Here is a 21,022-nt window from a genome sequence, read left to right on the forward strand (position 1 = left end):
TTTTTTTCAACCATGAACCCAAGTTGCATTTACTCGACTGTTGTTTTATTCCTCGCCGCGATCGCCCCCCAAGGGGTATCTTTGTTTTTAAATTCCGCGATCGCGTTTCCAACAGAAAACACCCTCATCGTTCAATCGCCATCACCATCACCAACGCCACCACCACCACCACCACCACCACCGCGCAATCCTAAGCCCGTCGGGAGTACAAAACCGCCGAGAGTACTCAATCCGTTCGCCTTTTCTTGCCAAAATTCCCAGCAAATCTTAACGGGTTTAATACCAGCAGATGAGATGAGTTTAACCACTTCTGCTCACCCAACGTTGCTTTTTTATATCCCTGAAAGTTCTGAAGCGATCCGGGATATTGAATTTTATATCAACAATGAAGATGGAAAAAAAGTCGGTAAAGTTTTTATTGCTCCTCCCAAGAATACGCCAGGGATTATTAGCGTTAGTCTCCCTAAAATCCCTCAAAATGAACTCGAAGTTGGGAAAACTTACACTTGGTACTTTAACTTCTCCTGTGCGGGGACAGGGATAAGAAAAACTCGACCGATTGAAGTTTCTGGAACAATCCAGCGAGTCTCGCGAACGCCGCAATTAGAGCGGAAAATTGCCGACGGCGATCCCTATATTTGGCTCGACGCGATCGCGTCAGTTTTCCAACAACGTTTAGAAAATCCTGAAGATGTAGAAGCAGTAGAACGCTGGCAAAATCTCTTACAATATATCGGGGAAGAAGGATTAGCAAAGCAGCCGATTTTAGGAGCAGCTAGTATTGCAGAATAAATCGTAGGTAAGGCGACAATTGTAGGTTAGGTTTGTCAATCCACTAATTTTAATACCAATTCCAAATCCTGATGCACTAAATTTTATCTGTAGGGGCGCGCTTGGCGAATCGCATTCGCGCTCGTAAGCGCCGCCCCTACGGTGCGGAATACCAATTCTCATTGATTTTGCACGATTCTCGAAGAGGGCATAACAATGTGGCTGCCCCTACGACGAACAATTTAGTGCATCGTAACTGATAATTGGTAGAACAGCGAAAAATCAACAAGAACTGGTATAAGTTCAAAGTTGCCAATCTCCGACTCTCATTAAAACCAACTTCCCACTAACACATAAACCGCCCAAACTGAAGGCATTTTATTAGCATCTTTCTCAAGAATTTGTTTCTGAGCCAGTTGCATAGCTTTTGCTTTAGATACTCCACTTTTCCACTCTTGATAAAAATATTTTGTAAATTTTGTTGTAACCTTTTCGTCAGCATCCCATAGCGTAGAAATCGTTGTTTGTGCGCCCGATCGCGCCGCAATACCCGCCAACCCTAAAACGGCTCGCTTGTCTCCCTCTGCTGAAGAACAAGCGCTCAAAATCAACAATTGCAGAGGTTTTCCGCGTTTAATACAAGAGGCAGCAATCAACTCATTGAACGCTCTGGCTTTAATAAGTTCTTGATAAGCAACAAGATAAGTTTCTTCGGGATCGGAGCTAAAGAAACCGTGGGTTTTCCAGTGAATTGCAGAGATTGGACGTTCCTGCAATTGGGCTTTGATTTTTGAGATCGTGAAATCTTTATCGTAAAGTTTATAGTTGGGTTCGGGGATGTTATCGATCTCTTCCCTTAGTTCTTCAATAGATGGAAGAGTAGGAAATCCTTTTAATTGTTGAGGAATTCCGATTCCACCGCCTGCATAAACTAAAGAGTTATCCGTCGCGCGAGCAGCAAAAAGTTTAACGCTCGGTAAAACGGCGATCGCATATTTTTTTTGCACTAAATATTCTCGATTCCGAGCATCGTATAAAACACTCATCGGGATATTCCGGAGCGGATCGTCAAGAACAAACGCTAAGGTGTCTAAGTTAGGTTCGTTCGCCAATACGGATTCCAACGGTTTAAATAACCAATTGTAGAGCTTGGCTGCTTCAGTTTCAATTTTCTCAATTTCTCCTCGACTCGTGAAAACCAAATTATTTCTTAACTCGCTGAGGTTATTTTCGATTTCCCTAGGATCGACCGCAGAAAAGCGATAATCGTAAGGACGACCGTGCAGTTTAAAGATCGTAACAATGCCGCGATCGGTGATAATCGGATAAATAATCGCAGCCTTCGGATCGTCAATGCGATCGGCTTGCGTTTTTTGAACGTTTGTTGAAGTATCGCAGCGCAAGAAATTCTCGATTTCTGCTAATTGTAATTGGTCGATCGCGGCGATCGCGTTTTTCAGTTTCTCCTGCTCCGGTTTTGCCTCGCCTTCCGCATCCAACAGCAAATTTACGTACTCTCGATACACCGGCTCGACATTATCTCGGAACGAAAATTGTACGTCCGTATTAATGACCAATAAATCTTTACGAACCCGCTGCAAACTCTCAACTGCATTTTGATAAGATTGAAGTGCTTCTGCTTTGCGCGCTTGTTTCTTTTGCAAGCGACCGAGTTGCCAAGAAAAGCGGTACAATAACTCTTCAGACCCTTTCGTTGCACTCTCTTTTAGTGCTTCTATCGTAAAAACTTCTGCTTCTTGCCACTGATGATTTTGTTCGTATAGCGCGCCAAGTTGACCCAGTGCTGCCACCTTGAACTGAGAACTTTTTAGAGTTTCGGCGGCGCGTAGCGAGCCTTTTAATAATTGATAAATTGCATCGGTGTTTATTAGCTTTGGCGTTAGAGTTACGGTTGAATTTTCTGCTGTTGTATTTCCCCACTCACTGCGAGTACAAGCAGGAGTCTCTGCATCAATTTTAACTTGCCAGCAACTCAAGGTTTCTGCATAGTTTAATTGCGCTTTGGTGGTGGTATGATTGACAGGCATTTTTTCGAGTAACGCCTCTATTTTGGGCAATAAACTAGCATCCGGCGCTTTGCCCGTATCGGCGGCGAGACTGAGTTGGTTGATATTAGCGTGCAGTTGGACGATTGTAGAACGACTGGAGGCTGCTCGGGCGTAATGCTGGAAAGCCTTGTGCAACGATGCTTTTGCGGGTTCAGTCTTACCGATCGCGCTTTGTTGGTTAGCCTGCGATCGCGCCGTATTGCCCAACTCTAACTCAACTTCGCCCAACACTGTATCATTAGGAAGCAAATTAGCGATCGCAACTCCTTCTTCCAAAACCTTCTGCGCCTTCTCCAACTCTCCCAATCGCCGCCGCGTCGCCCCCAACTTCCGGTAAATTTTGGCTTTAACTTCTGTCGGCGGTTGTTGCTGCAATTGTGCGTAAAGCTGTTCTAAAAGCTGGTTCCCGTCGTAACTCCGCCCCAACGCCTCCAGCGCCACCGCTTGATTTAATTGCGCCCCCATCGCCCCTGCTATATCCCGCGCTTCTGCGTAACCCTGCTGCGCCTTTTCCCAACTCGCCAGCGCTTCAGGGACTTCTCCCCGCGTCCATTCCAGTTGGGCGAGGGTATTCCACGCCTTCGCTCGAACTGACGTATTATCCGACGCGGCGAGGAGTTGAAAACTGCGATCGCTGGCTGACTGTGCTTCCTGCAAGCGCCCCAAATGCTGGTACGCTAGGCACAGGCAAGTGTATAAGAGCGCCTGTTTCTCTGCTGTCGGGGAAGTCGCGAGTTCTGCTTGCCAAGCTTCCACCGCCTTAGCATACTGCTCGTTGTTGTAGAACTTTAAGCCATCATCTTGCTGCTGTTGCGCCCCAACTCTTCCTGGATGCAATAGCAGTAACACGAGCGCAAAACCGAGCCAAAGTAGGAATAGATAAGACGGAAAAGAGCGAAAAATCCGATTGCGCGATCGCTTGCCTTTTAACCGATGAAATGGAGAGAATAAGCGAGGAGCATAGCATCGGTTGACAGCAGAGAAAAAAATAAGTTTTGTCATAAACTGCGACGGTAGATAAGCACTCCCTTCAGTCGAGACGTTGCTTAAATTTCCAGTATCTTTCACAAAAACGGAGATGTCATCTCTAGTACAATTCTTTTTCGAGGGAGAATAATATTTTTGCTAAATTTTGTAACAATTTCAGCCCAAGTGCGTAAAATCCCAGCGTTAGAATTGAGAGTTTGCTGGATATCTATCAATCTAGCCTCCCTATCGCTATGAGACACCTCGGTATTGCCGCGATTTTGCCGATTAGGGGCGATGCGATCGCGATCGCTCGCAAAAGAACCGTTTTACTCCTCGGAATCGCGCTTTTCTGTCTGGGGGAGGGAGAAAGGGCGCGATCGCAAATTATCCCCGATAGTACGCTTAACACCACCGTGACTTGTCTGCTTGGGAATTGTAACATTACCAACGGAACCCCCAGCGGCAATACATTATTTCATAGCTTTTCTCAATTCTCAATTCCGACTGGCAATGCAGCCAATTTTATTAACAATAGCAGCAACATTCAAAATATTATCGGGCGCATTACCGGAACATCTTCCTCCCAAATCGATGGCTTAATCAAAGCCAGTGGAACTTCCCCGAACTTCAACCTCTTTCTCCTCAATCCTAATGGCATTATTTTCGGAGCGACTGCCACTCTTCGACTCAACGGTTCCTTTTTTGCCACCACCGCAGAGCGCATTAACTTTAACAATGGAACCTCCTTTAGCATCACCGATCCCACTCCCCCAATTTTAACCATAAATGTTCCCATCGGCTTACAATTGGGTGCAAATCCGGGGGCAATTCAAGTGCAAGGACAAGGCTTATTCTCTCCCTCCTTATCCGTCCCGAAAGGCAACACAATCGCCTTTATCGGGAGCGGAATTGAAATGCAAGGCGGTGCTGTTATTGCGCCCCAAGGTCGAATAGAATTCGGTAGCGTTGGTTCCAATAGTTTAGTAAATCTTAGCCCGTCCCCAACCGGATTTACACTTGACTATAGCAACATCCAAGACTACCGAAATATTAACCTTTCTCAAATAGCCGGAGCCTATGCCGATGCCGGTCAAGTTCAAGTTCGAGGTCGTGAAATCTTTCTAGAAAGTGGGGCAGCGCTAACCTCAAACCCCACCTTTGATTTACCTGGAGGAAATATCGATGTTTATGGCTCGGAATCGGTCAAAATTTCCGGCGTGTCCGGCGCGTCCTTCTTAATTAATAGCGGTTTGTACGCCCAAAATCAAGGAAACAGTACCAATGCGGGGAATATTACCGTAACAACGCCTCACCTCAAAATTGAAGACGGAGGCATTATTATTAACTCGACTTCAGGAACCGGAAAAGCAGGAGATATTACCCTAAATTCCTCTATCGTCGAACTACAAGGATTGCCCGCCCAAAATGCTCTCGTTCCTTTTACGGGTTTGCGTTCGACTTCAACCGGAAAAATACCTGGGGCGGGAAGCGGTGGAAATATTACCCTCAATTCACAGCAGCTAATTGTTACCGATGGCGCAGGAATTACTGCTTTTACAAACGGTGCGGGAAATGCAGGAAATATTAGCGTTAACAACGCTCAAATTGTAAACGTAAGCGGACAAAATAGTTTTTTATCTACAGAAACTACTAGCACTGGAACGGCGGGAACGATTAAAATTGATACCGAAAATCTCTTTGTTTCCAATGGCGCGCAAATTCGAGGTATGAGCAACAATTCAGGAAATGCTGGCAATATTGAAGTTGTCAACGCTAATGTTGTTTCTCTCGATAATGGCGGAAGTCTGCGGGTAGAAGCAACCGGAAACGGCAATGCCGGTAATATTGACATTGATGCGAACATCGTAGCGTTAAATAATGGTGCAACCCTTTCAGCGACCAATAAAACGACAGGCGGCGGTCAGGTTCGCTTGCACAATTTACAGCTTTTAAACCTCAATAACAACAGCAAAATTTTAGTCTCCACTGTTGACGGGCAGGGCGGAAATATTGAAGCTAATGCTAATTGGATTAATTTAGATCGTAATAGCAGTATTTTGTCAAGTGCTAGTGGCTTTGGTGATTCAGGTGATATCGATCTAACGGCGGGCTGGGTAACGTTAGATAATGGCTCCACAATTGCTGCCAATCATACAGGATTCGGTGAAGCCGGAAATGTCACAATTCTGGCAGGATGGCTATATTTAAATCGCGGTTCGGAGGTAACAGTCAGCCATAAAGGATGGGGCAATGCGGGTAATTTAATTGCAGCAGCTTATGACATCGATCTTTACAATGGCTCCCAACTTTCCTCCGCTCATACAGGGTTGGGTAATGCCGGAGGGATTGGGTTATTTGCCGATCGCGTTAATCTTATTAATGGCTCGCAAGTAACAGTCAGTCATTCGGGCTTGGGGGCAGCAGGTAATATAATCGCGATCGCGGACTCAATTCACCTCAAAAACGGCTCCCAACTCGCCTCAAATACCATCTGGGCGCAGGGCGGAAACATCACCCTTCGCGACTGGCAAACCCTATCGCTCGATAACTATAGTCGAATTTCCGCCGCCACGGTTGATGGACGAGGCGGAACCGTCAATCTTAGCGGTACTGGCGATTTAACCCTTAACAATAACAGCGGCATCCTCGCCAGCGCTACGGGTACGGGAACCGCCGGAAGCACCAACCTGAGCGCAAAAACCTTAACCGTACAAAACGACTCGCAAATTGCCACCAGCAGCGCAGAGAATGGCAATGCAGGAAACTTAGAAATTAGTGCCAGTCAAATCCAACTGCGCGATCGCGCCAAGCTTACCTCAGAAACGCGCAACGGAACAGGCGGAAACATCACCCTTCGCGATTGGCAAACCCTATCGCTCGATAACTATAGTCGAATTTCCGCCGCCACGGTTGACGGACGAGGCGGAACCGTCAATCTTAGCGGTACTGGCGATTTAACCCTTAACAATAACAGCGGCATCCTCGCCAGCGCTACGGGTACGGGAACCGCCGGAAGCACCAACCTGAGCGCAAAAACCTTAACCGTACAAAACGACTCGCAAATTGCCACCAGCAGCGCAGAGAATGGCAATGCAGGAAACTTAGAAATTAGTGCCAGTCAAATCCAACTGCGCGATCGCGCCAAGCTTACCTCAGAAACGCGCAACGGAACAGGCGGAAACATCACCCTTCGCGATTGGCAAACCCTATCGCTCGATAACTATAGTCGAATTTCCGCCGCCACGGTTGACGGACGAGGCGGAACCGTCAATCTTAGCGGTACTGGCGACTTAAGCGTTAATCATAATAGCGGCATCCTCGCCAGCGCCACCGGAACCGGAACCGCAGGCAACCTCAACATTACTACCCCCGGAAAACTCAGCATCGAAAACGACTCCGAAGCAGCAGTTCGCAACACCGGAACCGGAGGTGCGGGCAATCTCAGCGCTCGCACCGGAGATATTTTCCTCAGCCAGCGCGGGCGTATTGCAGCCAGTACGGTAGCGGGAAATGGCGGTAATATCGATTTACGGAGCGATCGCAACCTTATCCTACGCTACAACAGCGAAATCTCCGCAGAAGCAGGCGGCACGGGCAACGGCGGCAACATCACCCTCAACACCGGCGGCATTATCCTCGGCGTACTCAGTGAAAACAGCGATATCGTCGCCAATGCCTTCGCAGGAAACGGCGGTAACATCACCGCAAACGCCCTCGCAGTCTTAACCTTCCGCCAGTTCAAAAAACAGCGCACCTCCGAAAGCGACTTTATCGCCAGTTCCCAAATCGGAATCGACGGCACTGTTACCATTAACGCGCGCCAGCAAACCCCCATCGAAGTGCTACCCGATAACTTCCTCGATCCTCCCCTCGCCGAAGGATGCGATCCCATCGCCGAAAATGGATCCAGCCTATCTGTTGTCGGACGGCGCGGACTCTCGCCCGATGCACCCTTTGAACCCCTCAACAGCGACGGAATTTGGGAAGACTTGCGCATGGATACAGAACCCTTAGTAGAAGCCCAAGCTTGGACGGTTAACGATCGCGGTAACATCGTCCTCATCGCTGAAACTCCCCCACCCGCGCCCGCTGCCTGCACCCTACAATCAGTCCCGTAGGATTCCTACGCGCTACTCAAAGGGGTCAACTTATAAAGGCAACAATTTTAAATAAACGAAGCCAAAGATAAGCTGTTTGTCCGGTGCAAGTCAGGGTTAGCTGGCGATCGCTACTGCTGACATTTTTTTTGGGTTTCAATATCGCTTCGATCGATCGGTAAAGCACAATCAAGCTGCTTGCCAAGCTTTCTAAGTTGGTTATTCAAGCCAGGTAGCGTGCCAGTTTCTCGACCTGAGTGGGCATTGAGGAATGAGGGGTATAACGGCGCGCCACTGATTTGGACATTGAGTCTGGCAGGGAGTAGATATTTAGGCGCTTCCATCCATTCGGGTTCCAGCACAGTTTTATAAGCTGCTTCAGAAACTAAGTAGTTAATAAAAGAAATCGCTAGCGATCTCTTTTGTCCTGTCAGGCTTGAATCTACAGCAAGACCATCTACCCAGCCTACTCCTTTGCTCATTGAGTTTTCTCGAAAAGGAGGTAGTCTTCTTACTGCAATATCGTTAATTGATAAGCATCCAGAGGTACTGGTGCAATTATCGAGGGCGTATTGAATGCCATAGTGGATTGATTCAGAGTAACCGATATAGGCACTAGATTTTCTAGCGATGAATGCTCTGGAATAATAGCCCGTGCGATCGTGTAAGTCATTACTGCGGCAAAAACCATCCGGACAGAGACCCAGAAGGGAGGTGAGAGAGGTCGTGACTTCTGAATTGAGGAGGGTGGATTGGGAAATCGACTGTTGCGCTCGTTCGACACCCACAAGTTCTGAAAGGACTGTAAAGTACCACTCACCCAAAGTTGAACTCCCTTTTAGGTCAACGAATAAAGCTTCGTTGCGCTGCTTAAGAATGGTGCTTACATCATTCCAGGTTTTGGCACTTGCAAGTTCTGTATCTCCCTTTCTGTAAAAGAGAAAGTTTCCACAAAGCCAGTGGGGAACCGCATAGGTTTCTCCATTTCTCGTGACTGCTGCGATCGCTTCTTTTGAGAAGTTTTCTTTAGGAAAGTCAATCTTGGAAATTTTGCCCAATTGGATGAGGTCTGATAAGAGAATTGTATCGACTTCATAGACATCAGCGGAGGCTTTTTGCAGTCCCCCAGAATAGTAGTCTGCAACAAGGTCTGGGTTATCTACTAATTGAAGATCGACTTCTGGATTCGCCTTTTCAAATTCGCCTTCTATTTTTTGAAATAGAGATAAGCGATCGGGAACATAAGGATACAAAAGAACTCGTAAGGTTTCCTTTGCTAAGGCTGGGATAGCGATCGTGAGTTGACCAACAATACAAGCAACGAATGACCAAGTAAAATGAGCTTTCTTAACCATGTTATGATGCACTTTCTGTATTGGATTAAAATATTAAAACTTTTTTCAAGAGTTAACTTCTATTTCTTCACCAAATTTTTAGTATCGAAATTGCCCTTGTCGAACTGTACGAAAATGTAGAAGTCGATTCGGAGAGATAACCCCATTTCAGCAGCAGCACAAACATTACGCTCCACTACTGCCAGCAACCTTGGCATAAACTTTTGTAACAATCCCAGTAGCTCTGCGTCAAAAAACTCCCAAAACAGCGAGACTCACCCAGTAGTAGTAGGGTGGGCATTGCAGCAACACTTTTCAATTTCGGGGCAACTTTAAATTGGCAATGCCCACCATCTAGGTTTTGGTGGACAAGGTAATTCAATAAATTTCTCAAAAATCCCGATCCTCGCCTTGCCCACCCTTGTATCTTAAGGCTGAAAAAATTATCGTAGAGACGTTGTATACAACGTCTCTACGGGCAATTTGTTCCTTCTTATTTCAGTGCCATTCAACCAGAAATGACTTCCATTTGAGAAATTGCTCGCTCGGTTCTCTCGGGCGGCGATTCGCCCACGCTGTCAACCGCAAGCTTCATCATTGTCATTTGCGCTGGACCGAAAATAGTAGCGAAGGACGCATCCGCTGCATCGCGCCCGGTTCCGATGCGAACGAATCCAGCGCGGGGGGCGAGGCGAGTTGGATCGAAGATATACCAGCGATCGCCTAAATAGGCTTCAAAATAAGCATGAAAGTCCGGCGGTTGCAAGTTGTAGGAGTAACCGGCGGCGAAGCGGGCTGGAATATTGAAGGCGCGACAGAGGGCAATTCCTAAATGGGCAAAATCCCGGCATACGCCTGCCCTTTCGAGCAGCGTATCGCAAGCGGAGGTTTGAGAATCGGTACTGCCGGAAAGATAGACGACATTATCGTAAATCCAGTTACAAATCGCCGTGACTTTCGAGTAACCGGGCAGTAAATGACCGAATTCTTCTTGCGCTAAACGGAATAAGCGATCGGATTGGCAGTAACGCGACGGCCAAAGATACTGCATGGTTTCTAAAGGCAACTTTCCGGGTGGAATTTCGGCAATGGCGTTCGGATCTTCTTCGAGATAACAAACATCGACCAGGGCGCGATAAGAGATTTTAAATTCTCCCGGCGGCGCAATTAAACGCAGATATCGAGTACCGGTGTCGGCGGCGATATATTCTTCCGAGGCGATCGCGGGATCGAAGTTCAAATCTTCTTCAAGAACGATTTGATGCTCGTTCCGAACGACGCTAATGTTAAAAATAAACGTACATTCTGTCGGTAGATTGTAGCTCAGTTTACTGCTTACCTCTAGCCGATGCTTTTTACTGGATTGCATCAATTTTAACGCGCTCTCATCGTTCGCAAGATTACGATTAAAATATAGCGCAATTCTTAATCGGGCAATCCTTAAAATGTTATGGGTGCGATCGGCTCGATATCGGGATCGCGGCCGCCAATTTGGTTGGTACGCAATACCCAGACTGATGCGCCGCGATCGATAAACACTTTCACCGTTGTGTCGTTAGCGAGGCGGGGTAAGAGAGAGCGCCAACTGCTGAGTCCGGTGGCTAAGTTTCGCAAGGGTTTATCTTCCAGCGTACTGCCCAGATTGTAATCGTTATTAACCCAATCGGGCCGTAACGAGCCGAAGAGTTTAAATTGACGTTTTAAGGCGCGGTCTAAGCGCAATAGTTTACGAAAAGATTGGGCTTGCTGGGGGTTTTCTGCTTCCCATTCTTGGATCCAGTCCGATTGGGTGCGAACGGCGCGTTCGAGTTCTTGAATGCTAACCAGGAGAGCGCGATTGGAGTCTTGGGAGCAATTATTTGCTGCGCCGACATAGGTTCCGCCGGTTCCGTCGCCGATGCGATAGCGGGCGGTCATGGCGTGCAGTTGTAACATCATGGCATCGAGGGGCGATCGCTGGGTTCCGTTAAAGTCGTAGTTGCCGGTGAACGCATCTAATTTAACCAGGAGATCGGCAACCGGACGAGTGCCAACCCAACCGAATTGGCGATCGCCGAGATAGCGCGACCAATGCAAATCCCCCGCCACTAAACCGTCGGTATTGTGGGTGTAAACTTGGGAGTAATAGAGCGCGAAACGCAGTTCGTCGGTGAGGGGTTCTCGCACGACTTCTGCCCATCCGTAGGCAAAATGACCGAAGAAGATCGGCGTATTAGCAGCCGGTTCGCGCTTTTTACCGCCGATACCGCCGTAAACGTGCAACAGTAGGGCGCGATCGCCTTCGCCCCATTCCGCGATCGCAGCGCTGGCGTTCCCCGTCTGGGAGTTTATCAGCACCGAGCTAATTAAGCCTTTACGAGCGACGGCGTTTGCCCAAGTTTTTTTATGAATGTATTGATAGCCTTCGTGCTTGCTAAAAATGATGCGATCGGGGCGCAATTGGAATAGGGCGCGAGGTGCGATCGCCTGCACCACAAACCGATCGCTGCGATCGCGCGCGCCGTAGATATACCAACCCCGCTGATTCAAAGGCGACTGTTCGATCGCGTTTGCGGTTGAAGGAAAGCAACCGTTGCGGTCTGCCACAACTCGAGGCATCCATACGGTTTCCTGCGGCCCGTCGAAATCCATCGAAGCGCGATTATAGTGAACGACACAGAAATAATCGCCGTTTTGCAAAGGGCGCACGAACTGTACCAACGCATAGAAGCGCCCGGTAATTTGAATCGGCTGGCGGTGCAGGTAAATCGTCGGACGCTGACCGTCTTCGTCTACTCTCAACGGTTCCGGCAGCATAACGGTAATATCATCCTGGGGATGTCCGCCCGCTAGCGATTCGAGGGGATCGACTTGTCGCCAACCGTCGAGGCGATCGGGATGCACCAAGCCTTGATAAGTGTTGGTATAGTCGGCTTCGGGGCTGAAAAAGACATCCTTTCTCACCCGTTTCACCCAGCGCTGTACGCTTGCATCGTGACTCCAGCGCAAGTTAATAATTTGACCTTGGAGATGGGCGAACGCTTCGGGCGCTTGATAAATCTCCATCAGCGCGCCGCGAACTTTCGATCGCTCCGAACGTTGAGGTAAGATTAAGCGTCCCATCCAAGGCGCGATCGGTTGGTAGTATTCCGATGGTAGCGATTGCTCGAGGGGGTAGTAATCGGGACGATTGAAATCTGCCTGCATATAGAGTTTGTAATGACTGGGAATCGGCTCTATATCGGGTTTCGCTCGCACGAACTCCTCGCGTAAAATCAAGGAAATATAGTCGAGGGTTTGGGTGAGGAAACTGCGCCCGTCGGGGAGAAAGGAATTTGGGTCCATCAAACCGCCCGGAACTTGATGTCCGACCTGTCCGAGGGAAATAAAATCAATTTTTCCCCGTCGTTTGGCACGGTTCCAGTAAGAAAGGGTCGAAATTTTCCAGCGTCCGGGAAACATAATCGGGCCGAATATTTCGACGTTATCCTTTTTGCCAACGAGATGATAGAGGTGTTCTAACTCCAGCACGTTGCAATTGCCGCTAATCACCCCGCCCAAGGAAATGACTTCAATCGGCGAGTGCAGGGCGCGTTTTAAGAACGGTGCTGCCGCAGCAGCCATCTGCGCGCCGCCGCTATAGCCGATGAGGGTAATGGGAATGCCGCTGCTGCGTCGATAGCCGTTTTTGAGCAGGCCGTTATAAAGAATTTGGGCGATGCCTTGATTGTAGAGCGGCCCGTAGCGGCGATCGGCAGAAACGGCAACAATAATGGTGTTGCGGATATTGACGAGCATTCCGAACAGACTGGCGGGGTTGTTGCCGCGAATTTTATCCATCCAACGCCAAAGAAAGGCGAGGGGGCGATCTTCGTCGAGGGGGTTGTTGAGGACGGAGTAGGGAACGATGCCGCGAATCAGGGCGATATCGTCGGGTAAGATGGCAGTGAGAGCTTCGAGAAAGTCTTCGACATCGGGCAGGTATTCAAAGTTGGATTTGCTGATGCCATCGAGATAAACGAGGTAGCGGGAGAGATGGCTGGGATCGTCTACGGGTTCGGCTAATTCTCCGGCGTTAATAGTTGTGTCTACTTCGTCGGAATACCAACCCGCCCACCAGCCCAAGGTTTCTAGGGGGGCGAGGAGTCCGGCAACAATGATGGCGATCGTAATTGTCCAGAATAGGTCGAAGAGGGGACGAAGCGCTTGCGGAAGCTCGGAGTGCCAACCAAAAACCCAGTCGCGGAGGGGGCTGAGGAAGATAGTCACGAACACTGCGACGAGGATGATGCCGAGCAATCCGAGGAGGGATGCGATCGCGCCATCGTTGGTGGCGGAGGAATGAGCGGGCTTAGAATGGTCTTCAGTTACGAGCGTTGCCGATTTTGAACCGGAGATCGGATTGCCTAAACCGAAGCTGCCCGAGGGGCTATAAGCTTGCTGCATTCCGTCTTGGAGAAGTTGGCGCAAATCTCGCCTTCCGGTGACGAGTTTGACACCGGCGGTGCTATTCATCAACCATTTTCCGACATTGGCGATCGGTTGACCGATGGTTTGTTGGGCGAGTTGCAGCACAAACCAACCCAAGGCGACGTAACCGAAGGCTTCGAGGTTATCGACGCGGGCGACGGTGGCAAAGGCAACAACGAGGGCGAAGAGATGACAGGCGGAGAGAAGGGCGAGAATGGGAACGCCAAAGTAGGGAAGCGCGCCGAGGAAACTGAAGATTAAGGGGCCGTAACTGGCTCCAATCGCGATCGCGAGCTTCCAAAAAGAGACTTTTTCCGACCAAGGCGGTAAGGTAATGATCCAAGTGCTAAGCACTAGGAAAATGTAGCCCGCTGCAAAGATAATCGCGTTAATCAGCAAGCTGAAAACAAAACGCACGGGTTTGACGCGATTGATGAAAAGAACAATTCCCTGAGCGATTTCCGTCGATAGTCCTGCGACTAAGACAATTGCCAGCGCGACAATAAAGCCTTTGGGGGAGTTAATGGCGCGCTCAAACGCTTTACTGTCCAAGGCAAAAATCAATCCCAGGAAGTTCCAAAAGCGAGCGAGCATTGTCTCGAGGGCTGCCATAGAAGGTGTGGTCTGTTGTTTAGCGTTGCAATTATCTTCCCCCAGCACTGGAGAAAGCGCAATCGATCGGGTGAAGTTGTCGCGCGATCGCGATCGCCTTCTCGTTTCACTGGACGAATTGAAGCGAACAATCCTCGCCCCATTTTTTCGTTTTTTGTGCAACTGAAAATTACTAAGACTTAACAAATGTTGCTTTGTTTAAATGGTTTTAAATTAGTGTTTTTTCTTGACATAAGCCCTAAAAATAATTTAAAATAATATTAGCTATTTCTAATCTTTGATATTATGATTTCTAATCTTAATTACTACCCCCAGATGACAGTGGAAGAGTATTTGGAATGGGAGTCGCAGCAGGAACTCCGACATGAATACATTGAGGGTGAAATTATCGCGATGACGGGGGGAACGATTCCGCATACTAAAATCTACCTCAATTTATATACAGCTTTAAGACCTCATTTGCGGCAACGAGGATGCGAAGCTTATGTGGCTGATGTTAAGGTGAAAGCCGGTACAAAAAATCGCTATTTTTACCCCGATTTAGTGGTAACTTGCAATGCTGAGGATTTAAAAGCGCGCGACTGCGTTCAAAACCCAACTGTTATCGTTGAAGTTTTATCGGTGAGTACCGCGAATTACGATCGCACGAAAAAACTGCAATACTACCGCCAAATTCCCAGCTTGCAAGAGTACATCCTTATCGATTCCGAAGCAATGAGCGTGGAAATCTATCGTCGCGGCGAGGGAAAGATGTGGTTTTATTGCGCCTATGAAGCAGGAGAGGCAATCGCGATCGATAGCATTAATTTTGAATGCGCGATCGAACTGTTGTATGAAGGAGTAAGTTTTGAAGATCGGAAGAAAGAAAACGACGAAAATTCGTAGAAAAAGTTTTAAACACCTTACTTTATCTCGATCGGGATTGAGCGTTAAGTGAGTGCCATTCAATCTTTATCTTTTTCTTTCTTAAAAAGACCAGTTTTTTCCAAAACCATCAAATTCTATGATTGCCAATCTTCAAAATTACCCGCGAATGACTCCCGAAGAATATCTCGAATGGGAAGTTCATCAAGAACTGCGCTATGAATACATTGACGAGGAAATTCTCGCGATGACGGGCGGCACGATTCCTCATAATGATATTGACCTGAATTTATATACTGCCCTACGACCTCATTTACGCGAACTTGGTTGCCGCGTTAATGTCTCCGATGTGAAAGTTAAAGCGGGCAAAAAAAATCGTTATTTCTATCCCGATTTAGTAGTAACTTGTAACGCCGATGACCTAAAAGCGCGCGATTTCATCCAAAATCCCACCGTTATTGTTGAAGTTTTATCGCCCAGTACCGCCAACTACGATCGCACGAAAAAACTGCAATGCTACCGCCAAATTCCCAGCTTGCAAGAATATGTCCTTATCGATTCCGAAGCAATGAGCGTGGAAATCTATCGTCGCGGCGAGGGAAAGATGTGGTTGTATTGCGCCTATGAAGCAGGAGAGGCAATCGCGATCGATAGTATCAAATTTGAATGCGCGATCGAACTGTTGTATGAAGGGGTTAGTTTTGAAGTGCAAGCAGACGAAGAAAGTTCGAGTTCTTAAGGAACTGAAAACCGCAATTTATAACTCCTATCAAAGCTCAGAAATTAGAAGATTTAAAAATTCCATCCTCGCGCGATCGCGCCCGGAAGCGGAAGTAGCACCGCAATCAGTAAAGCTAACACCAACAAGCCCAAAAAATCGCGGCGGTTATCCAACTCGGTAATATCGTTGAGAGCGGGTTCGTCTGCGAGCGGCATAAACAGAAGAATAAGCGCCCAAATTAAAAATTCCTGTTGTCGGAAGCCCAACAATAAAATTAACAAGCGCGAAACTTGACCGATGAGCATTGCTTGGCGCTGTCCGAACATGGCATGAACGATACGACCGCCATCGAGTTGACCGACGGGAATTAAGTTCAAAACCGTAATAATTAAACCAATATAGCCCGCGATCGCTAAAGGATGGAGATTAATTCCTAAATTTTCTGTCAGTTTGCTCCCTAATACCAGTTTGCTCGCAACCCCCATTAATAAGGAAAAGCGCGGATCGAGAGCGGAAAAATTGAAAATACTGTTGGGTTTGGAGAGGGGAACGACTTCAGAGAGGGATAGTCCCCAAATGAATAGGGGAACCGATAGAATCAAGCTAGCGATCGCGCCGACAATCGCCACATCAAATAATGCCTTGCGATGGGGAACTGGCGATCGCATTTGAACGAAAGCGCCCAGCGTCCCGATAAAGAAAGGAATGGGAATGAAATAGGGCAACGTCACCCGAATTTTGTAGCGAAGGGCAACCCAATAGTGACTGAGTTCGCGCAGTCCCAGGATGGCAATTAGCGCCAAACTGTAGGGAAGTCCGCGCGCGAGCAATTGGGGAGTAGCTTGCCATTGCTCGCTTTTCAACCCGGCAAATTCTGCCCCAGCCATCGTTGCAGTTAGCAGGGTAATTAATAAAAGCGCGATCGCGAAACCGGGACGGTAGAGAGAGTGTTGCCCGCGATCGGGATTACCTTCTTTCATTTTAAGAAAAAGCTGGAAAGACTTACGGGGAATTTCGAGCAATCCTCGCTCGTTTGTCAGTTCGTGTTTGCATTAAAAACAAGGGGCTATTCGCTAAAATCCAGGAGCATAGCCAAACTACGCTCCTGGATTGAAAAAAACGACTCGTCAGCGCTACTGCTTTGAAGAAATGGCTTCGGCGGGAATTAATTTTATATTTTTCGCCAAACCGAGAGCTTGCAGTAACCGAATTGTCATCCAAGTCGTATCGATTTCCCACCAAGTCAAACCATGACGGGCAGAATATTGATAGGCATGGTGATTGTTATGCCAACCTTCCCCGAACGTGAGAAGCGCAACCCACCAGCAGTTTTTTGAATTATCTTTGGACTCAAACCGACTGTAACCAAACTTGTGAGTTGCACTGTTAACGAACCAAGTGCAATGAAACACAACGACTAGACGAACAAAAATTCCCCAAATCACAAACGGCCAACCCCCAAGCGCATAGAGAAATACCCCTAAAACCACTTGAATCGGTACGAACCAATTTTGTAGGAACTGATAGACGGGATCGGAGCTAATATCTTGGGTGTAGCGAGGAATCTTCTCGTCAGCCGGGATTTGGTGCAGCATCCAGCCCATATGACTCCACCAAAAACCGCGATTAGAATCGTGGGGATCGGGTTCGGTATCGGAGAATTTATGATGGATGCGATGCAATCCTACCCAGTCAATCACGCCTCCCTGACAAGCCAGCGTTCCACAGAATGCAAAGAAATACTCGAATACCTTCGGCAGTTCAAAACTGCGATGAGCCAGCAGGCGGTGAAAACCGAGTGTAATTCCCAAGCCTCCTGTTATCCAGTACAGGATAAAAGCGACCGCCACGGCAGACCAGCTAAAATTACCGGGCAGGAGGGCGAATAGTGCCGCAACGTGGATTAATAGCATATAAACTATCGTAACCCAGTCGAAATCAGCTTTTTTTGAAGTAGCAACAGTCATTCAGTAACCTTAAATGCGAATTAAATTTTGCCGTCTTGTGCTAGTCAAACCCACGAGTTTGAATCTAAGATGCAACAACTATCTCAAATTTTAACGCTTTTCTCAAAATGACTCGCTTGGATTTGCTCGTAGAAGCAGAGAAGGCACTATCCCCGATTTTTTCTGGTATTGACGCTCGGGTCAAGCAAAATCTTAAAAAAATCTTGGATGCCTTTCGGAATCATCGTTTGGGGGTGCATCACTTTGCGGGGGTTAGCGGTTACGGACACGACGATCTCGGACGCGAAACGCTCGATAAAGTTTTTGCGGAGGTGATGGGGGCGGAAGCGGCGGCGGTGCGGATTCAGTTTGTTTCTGGGACGCACGCGATCGCCTGCGCTCTGTATGGTATCCTCCGTCCCGGCGATGAAATGCTCGCCGTGGCGGGCGCGCCCTACGATACCCTCGAGGAAGTGATTGGGTTGCGCGGCGAGGGACAGGGTTCCCTGCGCGATTTCGGCATTACTTACCGCCAATTGGAGCTTACCCCAGAAGGCGCGATCGACTGGGAAGCGCTCGAGACCGCCATTCGCCCCCAAACTCGTTTAGTCTCGATTCAGCGTTCCTGCGGCTATTCCTGGCGTAATAGTTTAAGCCTTGAAGAAATTTCACAAATCGTTAAAATTGTCAAGTCTCAAAACCCGAATACTGTTTGTTTCGTCGATAACTGCTACGGCGAATTTATCGAAACCCAGGAACCAACGGCGGTAGGTGTCGATTTGATGGCCGGTTCATTAATTAAAAATCCGGGGGGAACGATCGCGCCGACGGGGGGCTACGTGGCGGGGAAAGCCGAATATGTAGAAGCCGCAGCCTGTCGCCTCACCGCCCCGGGCGTAGGCAGTTCCGGCGGCGCAACTCTCGAGCAAAATCGCCTGCTGTTTCAAGGATTATTTCTCGCGCCGCAGATGGTGGGTGAAGCGATGAAAGGCAACCATTTAACCGCCTACGTTTTCGATCGCCTCGGCTACCCCGTTAATCCCCTTCCTTTTGAACCCCGCCGCGATGTCATCCAAGCGATTCGTTTCGGCGATCCCGACAAGCTAATTGCCTTCTGTCGCAGCGTTCAACAGCATTCTCCTGTCGGATCTTATCTGGATCCCGTTCCGGCGGCGATGCCCGGTTACGAGAGCGAACTCGTGATGGCTGGGGGAACGTTTATCGATGGTAGCACCTCTGAATTTTCCGCCGATGGGCCGCTGCGGGAACCGTATATTGGGTTTTGTCAGGGGGGAACGCATTGGACGCACGTCGCGATCGCGCTCGAAGCGTTTATTAATGGGTGAACGGCACTGAAATAAGAGTTGAAAAATTTCCCAAAGCATTGATATTTCGTAGTACATTGACAAGCTTAAAATGGGTGGTAATTTCTTTTTTTGTATTTATGGTAGAGAACAAATTTTTACCCCTAAAATTAAGCTTGCCAGCCTACTACGACAGGACTTCTTTAAGATTTGCGAATTTTTTTGCGGTTTTGAATTCCGAATAGACTCAGCATAGTAATCCCGAATAAAGTTGAAGGTTCGGGAACAGATTTTCCGGGATCTGTCGGTGGCTGTATAGGAGCTTCGGGATCTTTACATCCCGATATTAGCGTTCCGCCATTCTTATCGCCCATCACTGCGATCGCGTTTTCCTCACACAATCCCTTCCCGAAAAATTCTAAGGAGTAATTACCTTGCAAGCGTTGAGGAATGAGGAAATGGCGATCGCTCCCTGTCGCCGTGTAAAATAAACCCGGAATCTCACCCGTTTGCGTCCAAGCACCATCGCGGTAACTCAATTTATTACCTAGCGGATCGGTCAGCATAAAATCGATATTATAAAACCATCCTTGTAACCAATCTTTATATTCAGCATTGAGTTTTGGAATCGAGTAGTGTTGGAAAGGGGCAGAAAGGACAGAAATTCCGGTCCCGCCAGTGCCGCGATCGGCAAACTTTTTACATTCGGGAGTCATCGGAAAAGTAATCAAACATTCCCAAGGCGTAGCATCTAAGTTCGGGCCTATAAATGAATTATTGAATTCAATAAATTCTAGGTTTCTGGGAATAAAGCCTTGTCCGTCGTTAATGAAAGCTTCTTCAGAGGCTCGCTCGATCAACCCCACTCCCGTACATTGTCCGTAATAGCATTTTTGTTGATACGGGTCTAAAAAAGCAGGAGAACCCACAGAATAAGCATATGTGCTGTTAAATTGAGTTTCAATATAACTCTTCATTTTTTCAGCATAGTTATCGCCCCAGAAATCGGGGATTTTTAAGTATTCAACTCGTTTTTCTGTACTAAAGGGAGAGTTGAGGAGATTGCTAACGAAAGAACCAAAAGAATGCTGTTGTTGTACGCCATCATCGTGAGTAATGGTGCGATATCTATTCTGAACGAGATCCCAATATTGACCTAAAGTATAGGGCGCACTCGATTCGTAAACCTGCCCGTTCCAGTTGAAACCGACATGAGAAAAAGGACGATCTTTTTCGCCGATGTAAATTAATCCCGAATTTTCAGATAAGTCAATTTTGGCATTAAAATCAAAGGTTCCTTGGGGTTGAACGCGAAAGCTAATTCTCGAGCCAACTTTGACATCGAGAGTTGAAGAAATTTCGAGCTTGCCGGGATTATTAGGATTAGTTAGTTCGTAATTGCTGCTGCTGACTTTTGCTCCATCAATCCAGATAGAAGCGTTTAAATTGCCCGTCATGTTGCTGAGGAGGGTGTTGAAGCTGACGCTAGCATCAACGGGACTAATCCAAGTTTTTTCGTAGCTACCGTTCGCAGCAGTTTGGCTATCCTGAAATAGCGTGTAGGCTAGGGTAGCAGGAGTGTGGAAGGCGAGAGTTGCGGTGGTGAGGGCGACGAGGGCAAGTTGGCGGTTTGACATATTGGTGGTAATTTCCCTGGCACAAACGAATTTTGAGGGAGATTGAAGCCTCTCCCTAGATAGGAACTCGCTATTTTTTGTTTTTTTTTACGCAGACGGGCGCAATTTGTTACAAAACTTTATGGGAAGCGGTGGGAATATTTCAGATGTAGCGATTGTCTTAAATGTCAAGTCAGTAATGAGAATTTAGCTGAATTTTCTGGGCGGCGATTGAGGCCGCGACAATTGCTTCATCCCGCTCGCGAACAC

At 47.8% G+C, this 21,022-nt stretch carries 12 protein-coding genes; 5 read left to right on the plus strand and 7 right to left on the minus strand.

From position 1 onward, the window contains the following. The first annotated feature begins 12 nt into the window (after positions 1–12). Positions 13–792 (plus strand): DUF928 domain-containing protein, encoded by a 780-nt coding sequence (locus tag H6G50_RS19705; protein WP_190720161.1) that lies wholly within the window; start codon positions 13–15, stop codon positions 790–792. A gap of 308 nt (positions 793–1,100) precedes the next feature. Here the strand turns inward: H6G50_RS19705 and H6G50_RS24585 are convergent, their stop codons facing one another. Then, entirely contained in the window at positions 1,101–3,908 is a 2,808-nt protein-coding gene (locus tag H6G50_RS24585) for a CHAT domain-containing protein (RefSeq protein ID WP_206756583.1), read from the minus strand. 152 nt (positions 3,909–4,060) lie between these two features. Here H6G50_RS24585 and H6G50_RS19715 point away from each other — a divergent pair, with 152 nt between their 5' ends. Next, positions 4,061–7,927, plus strand: a complete 3,867-nt coding sequence (locus H6G50_RS19715; RefSeq protein ID WP_190720166.1) for a filamentous hemagglutinin N-terminal domain-containing protein — start codon at positions 4,061–4,063, stop codon at positions 7,925–7,927. 110 nt (positions 7,928–8,037) lie between these two features. On the opposite strand, the gene H6G50_RS19720 is transcribed toward H6G50_RS19715, so the two are convergent. The 3 genes from H6G50_RS19720 to H6G50_RS19730 all read right to left on the minus strand — a co-directional run bounded on the left by H6G50_RS19720 (position 8,038) and on the right by H6G50_RS19730 (position 14,301). Continuing rightward, the gene (locus H6G50_RS19720; RefSeq protein WP_190720169.1) at positions 8,038–9,261 is read right to left on the minus strand and encodes a hypothetical protein; all 1,224 of its coding nucleotides are present in this window, start codon (positions 9,259–9,261) and stop codon (positions 8,038–8,040) included. Between the two features lie 487 nt (positions 9,262–9,748). Then, positions 9,749–10,609: a transglutaminase family protein gene (locus tag H6G50_RS19725; protein ID WP_190720172.1), complete on the minus strand. Its 861-nt coding sequence runs from the start codon at positions 10,607–10,609 to the stop codon at positions 9,749–9,751. 71 nt (positions 10,610–10,680) lie between these two features. Then, positions 10,681–14,301: a CAAX protease gene (locus tag H6G50_RS19730; protein WP_199303255.1), complete on the minus strand. Its 3,621-nt coding sequence runs from the start codon at positions 14,299–14,301 to the stop codon at positions 10,681–10,683. Between the two features lie 285 nt (positions 14,302–14,586). Here H6G50_RS19730 and H6G50_RS19740 point away from each other — a divergent pair, with 285 nt between their 5' ends. Next, on the plus strand, positions 14,587–15,186 hold the full coding sequence (locus H6G50_RS19740) for a Uma2 family endonuclease (protein WP_190720178.1): 600 nt from the start codon (positions 14,587–14,589) through the stop codon (positions 15,184–15,186). A 118-nt stretch (positions 15,187–15,304) separates the two neighbouring features. Further along, complete coding sequence (locus H6G50_RS19745; protein ID WP_190720181.1) at positions 15,305–15,904, plus strand: Uma2 family endonuclease; 600 nt, start codon at positions 15,305–15,307, stop codon at positions 15,902–15,904. Between the two features lie 53 nt (positions 15,905–15,957). Here H6G50_RS19745 and H6G50_RS19750 read toward each other — a convergent pair whose 3' ends face one another. Continuing rightward, positions 15,958–16,866: a site-2 protease family protein gene (locus H6G50_RS19750; protein ID WP_190720184.1), complete on the minus strand. Its 909-nt coding sequence runs from the start codon at positions 16,864–16,866 to the stop codon at positions 15,958–15,960. 153 nt (positions 16,867–17,019) lie between these two features. Continuing rightward, the gene (locus H6G50_RS19755; RefSeq protein ID WP_190720188.1) at positions 17,020–17,853 is read right to left on the minus strand and encodes an acyl-CoA desaturase; all 834 of its coding nucleotides are present in this window, start codon (positions 17,851–17,853) and stop codon (positions 17,020–17,022) included. A 107-nt stretch (positions 17,854–17,960) separates the two neighbouring features. On the opposite strand from H6G50_RS19755, the gene H6G50_RS19760 reads away from it, so the two are divergent. Continuing rightward, complete coding sequence (locus H6G50_RS19760) at positions 17,961–19,178, plus strand: methionine gamma-lyase family protein (protein WP_190720190.1); 1,218 nt, start codon at positions 17,961–17,963, stop codon at positions 19,176–19,178. A 161-nt stretch (positions 19,179–19,339) separates the two neighbouring features. On the opposite strand, the gene H6G50_RS19765 is transcribed toward H6G50_RS19760, so the two are convergent. Next, a complete protein-coding gene (locus H6G50_RS19765) occupies positions 19,340–20,773 on the minus strand; it encodes a PEP-CTERM sorting domain-containing protein (protein ID WP_190720193.1) in 1,434 nt (477 codons plus the stop codon). Positions 20,774–21,022: the final 249 nt, after the last annotated feature.

This window comes from Oscillatoria sp. FACHB-1406 (genome assembly GCF_014698145.1).
In the GTDB taxonomy this organism is placed as follows: Bacteria; Cyanobacteriota; Cyanobacteriia; order Cyanobacteriales; family Spirulinaceae; genus FACHB-1406.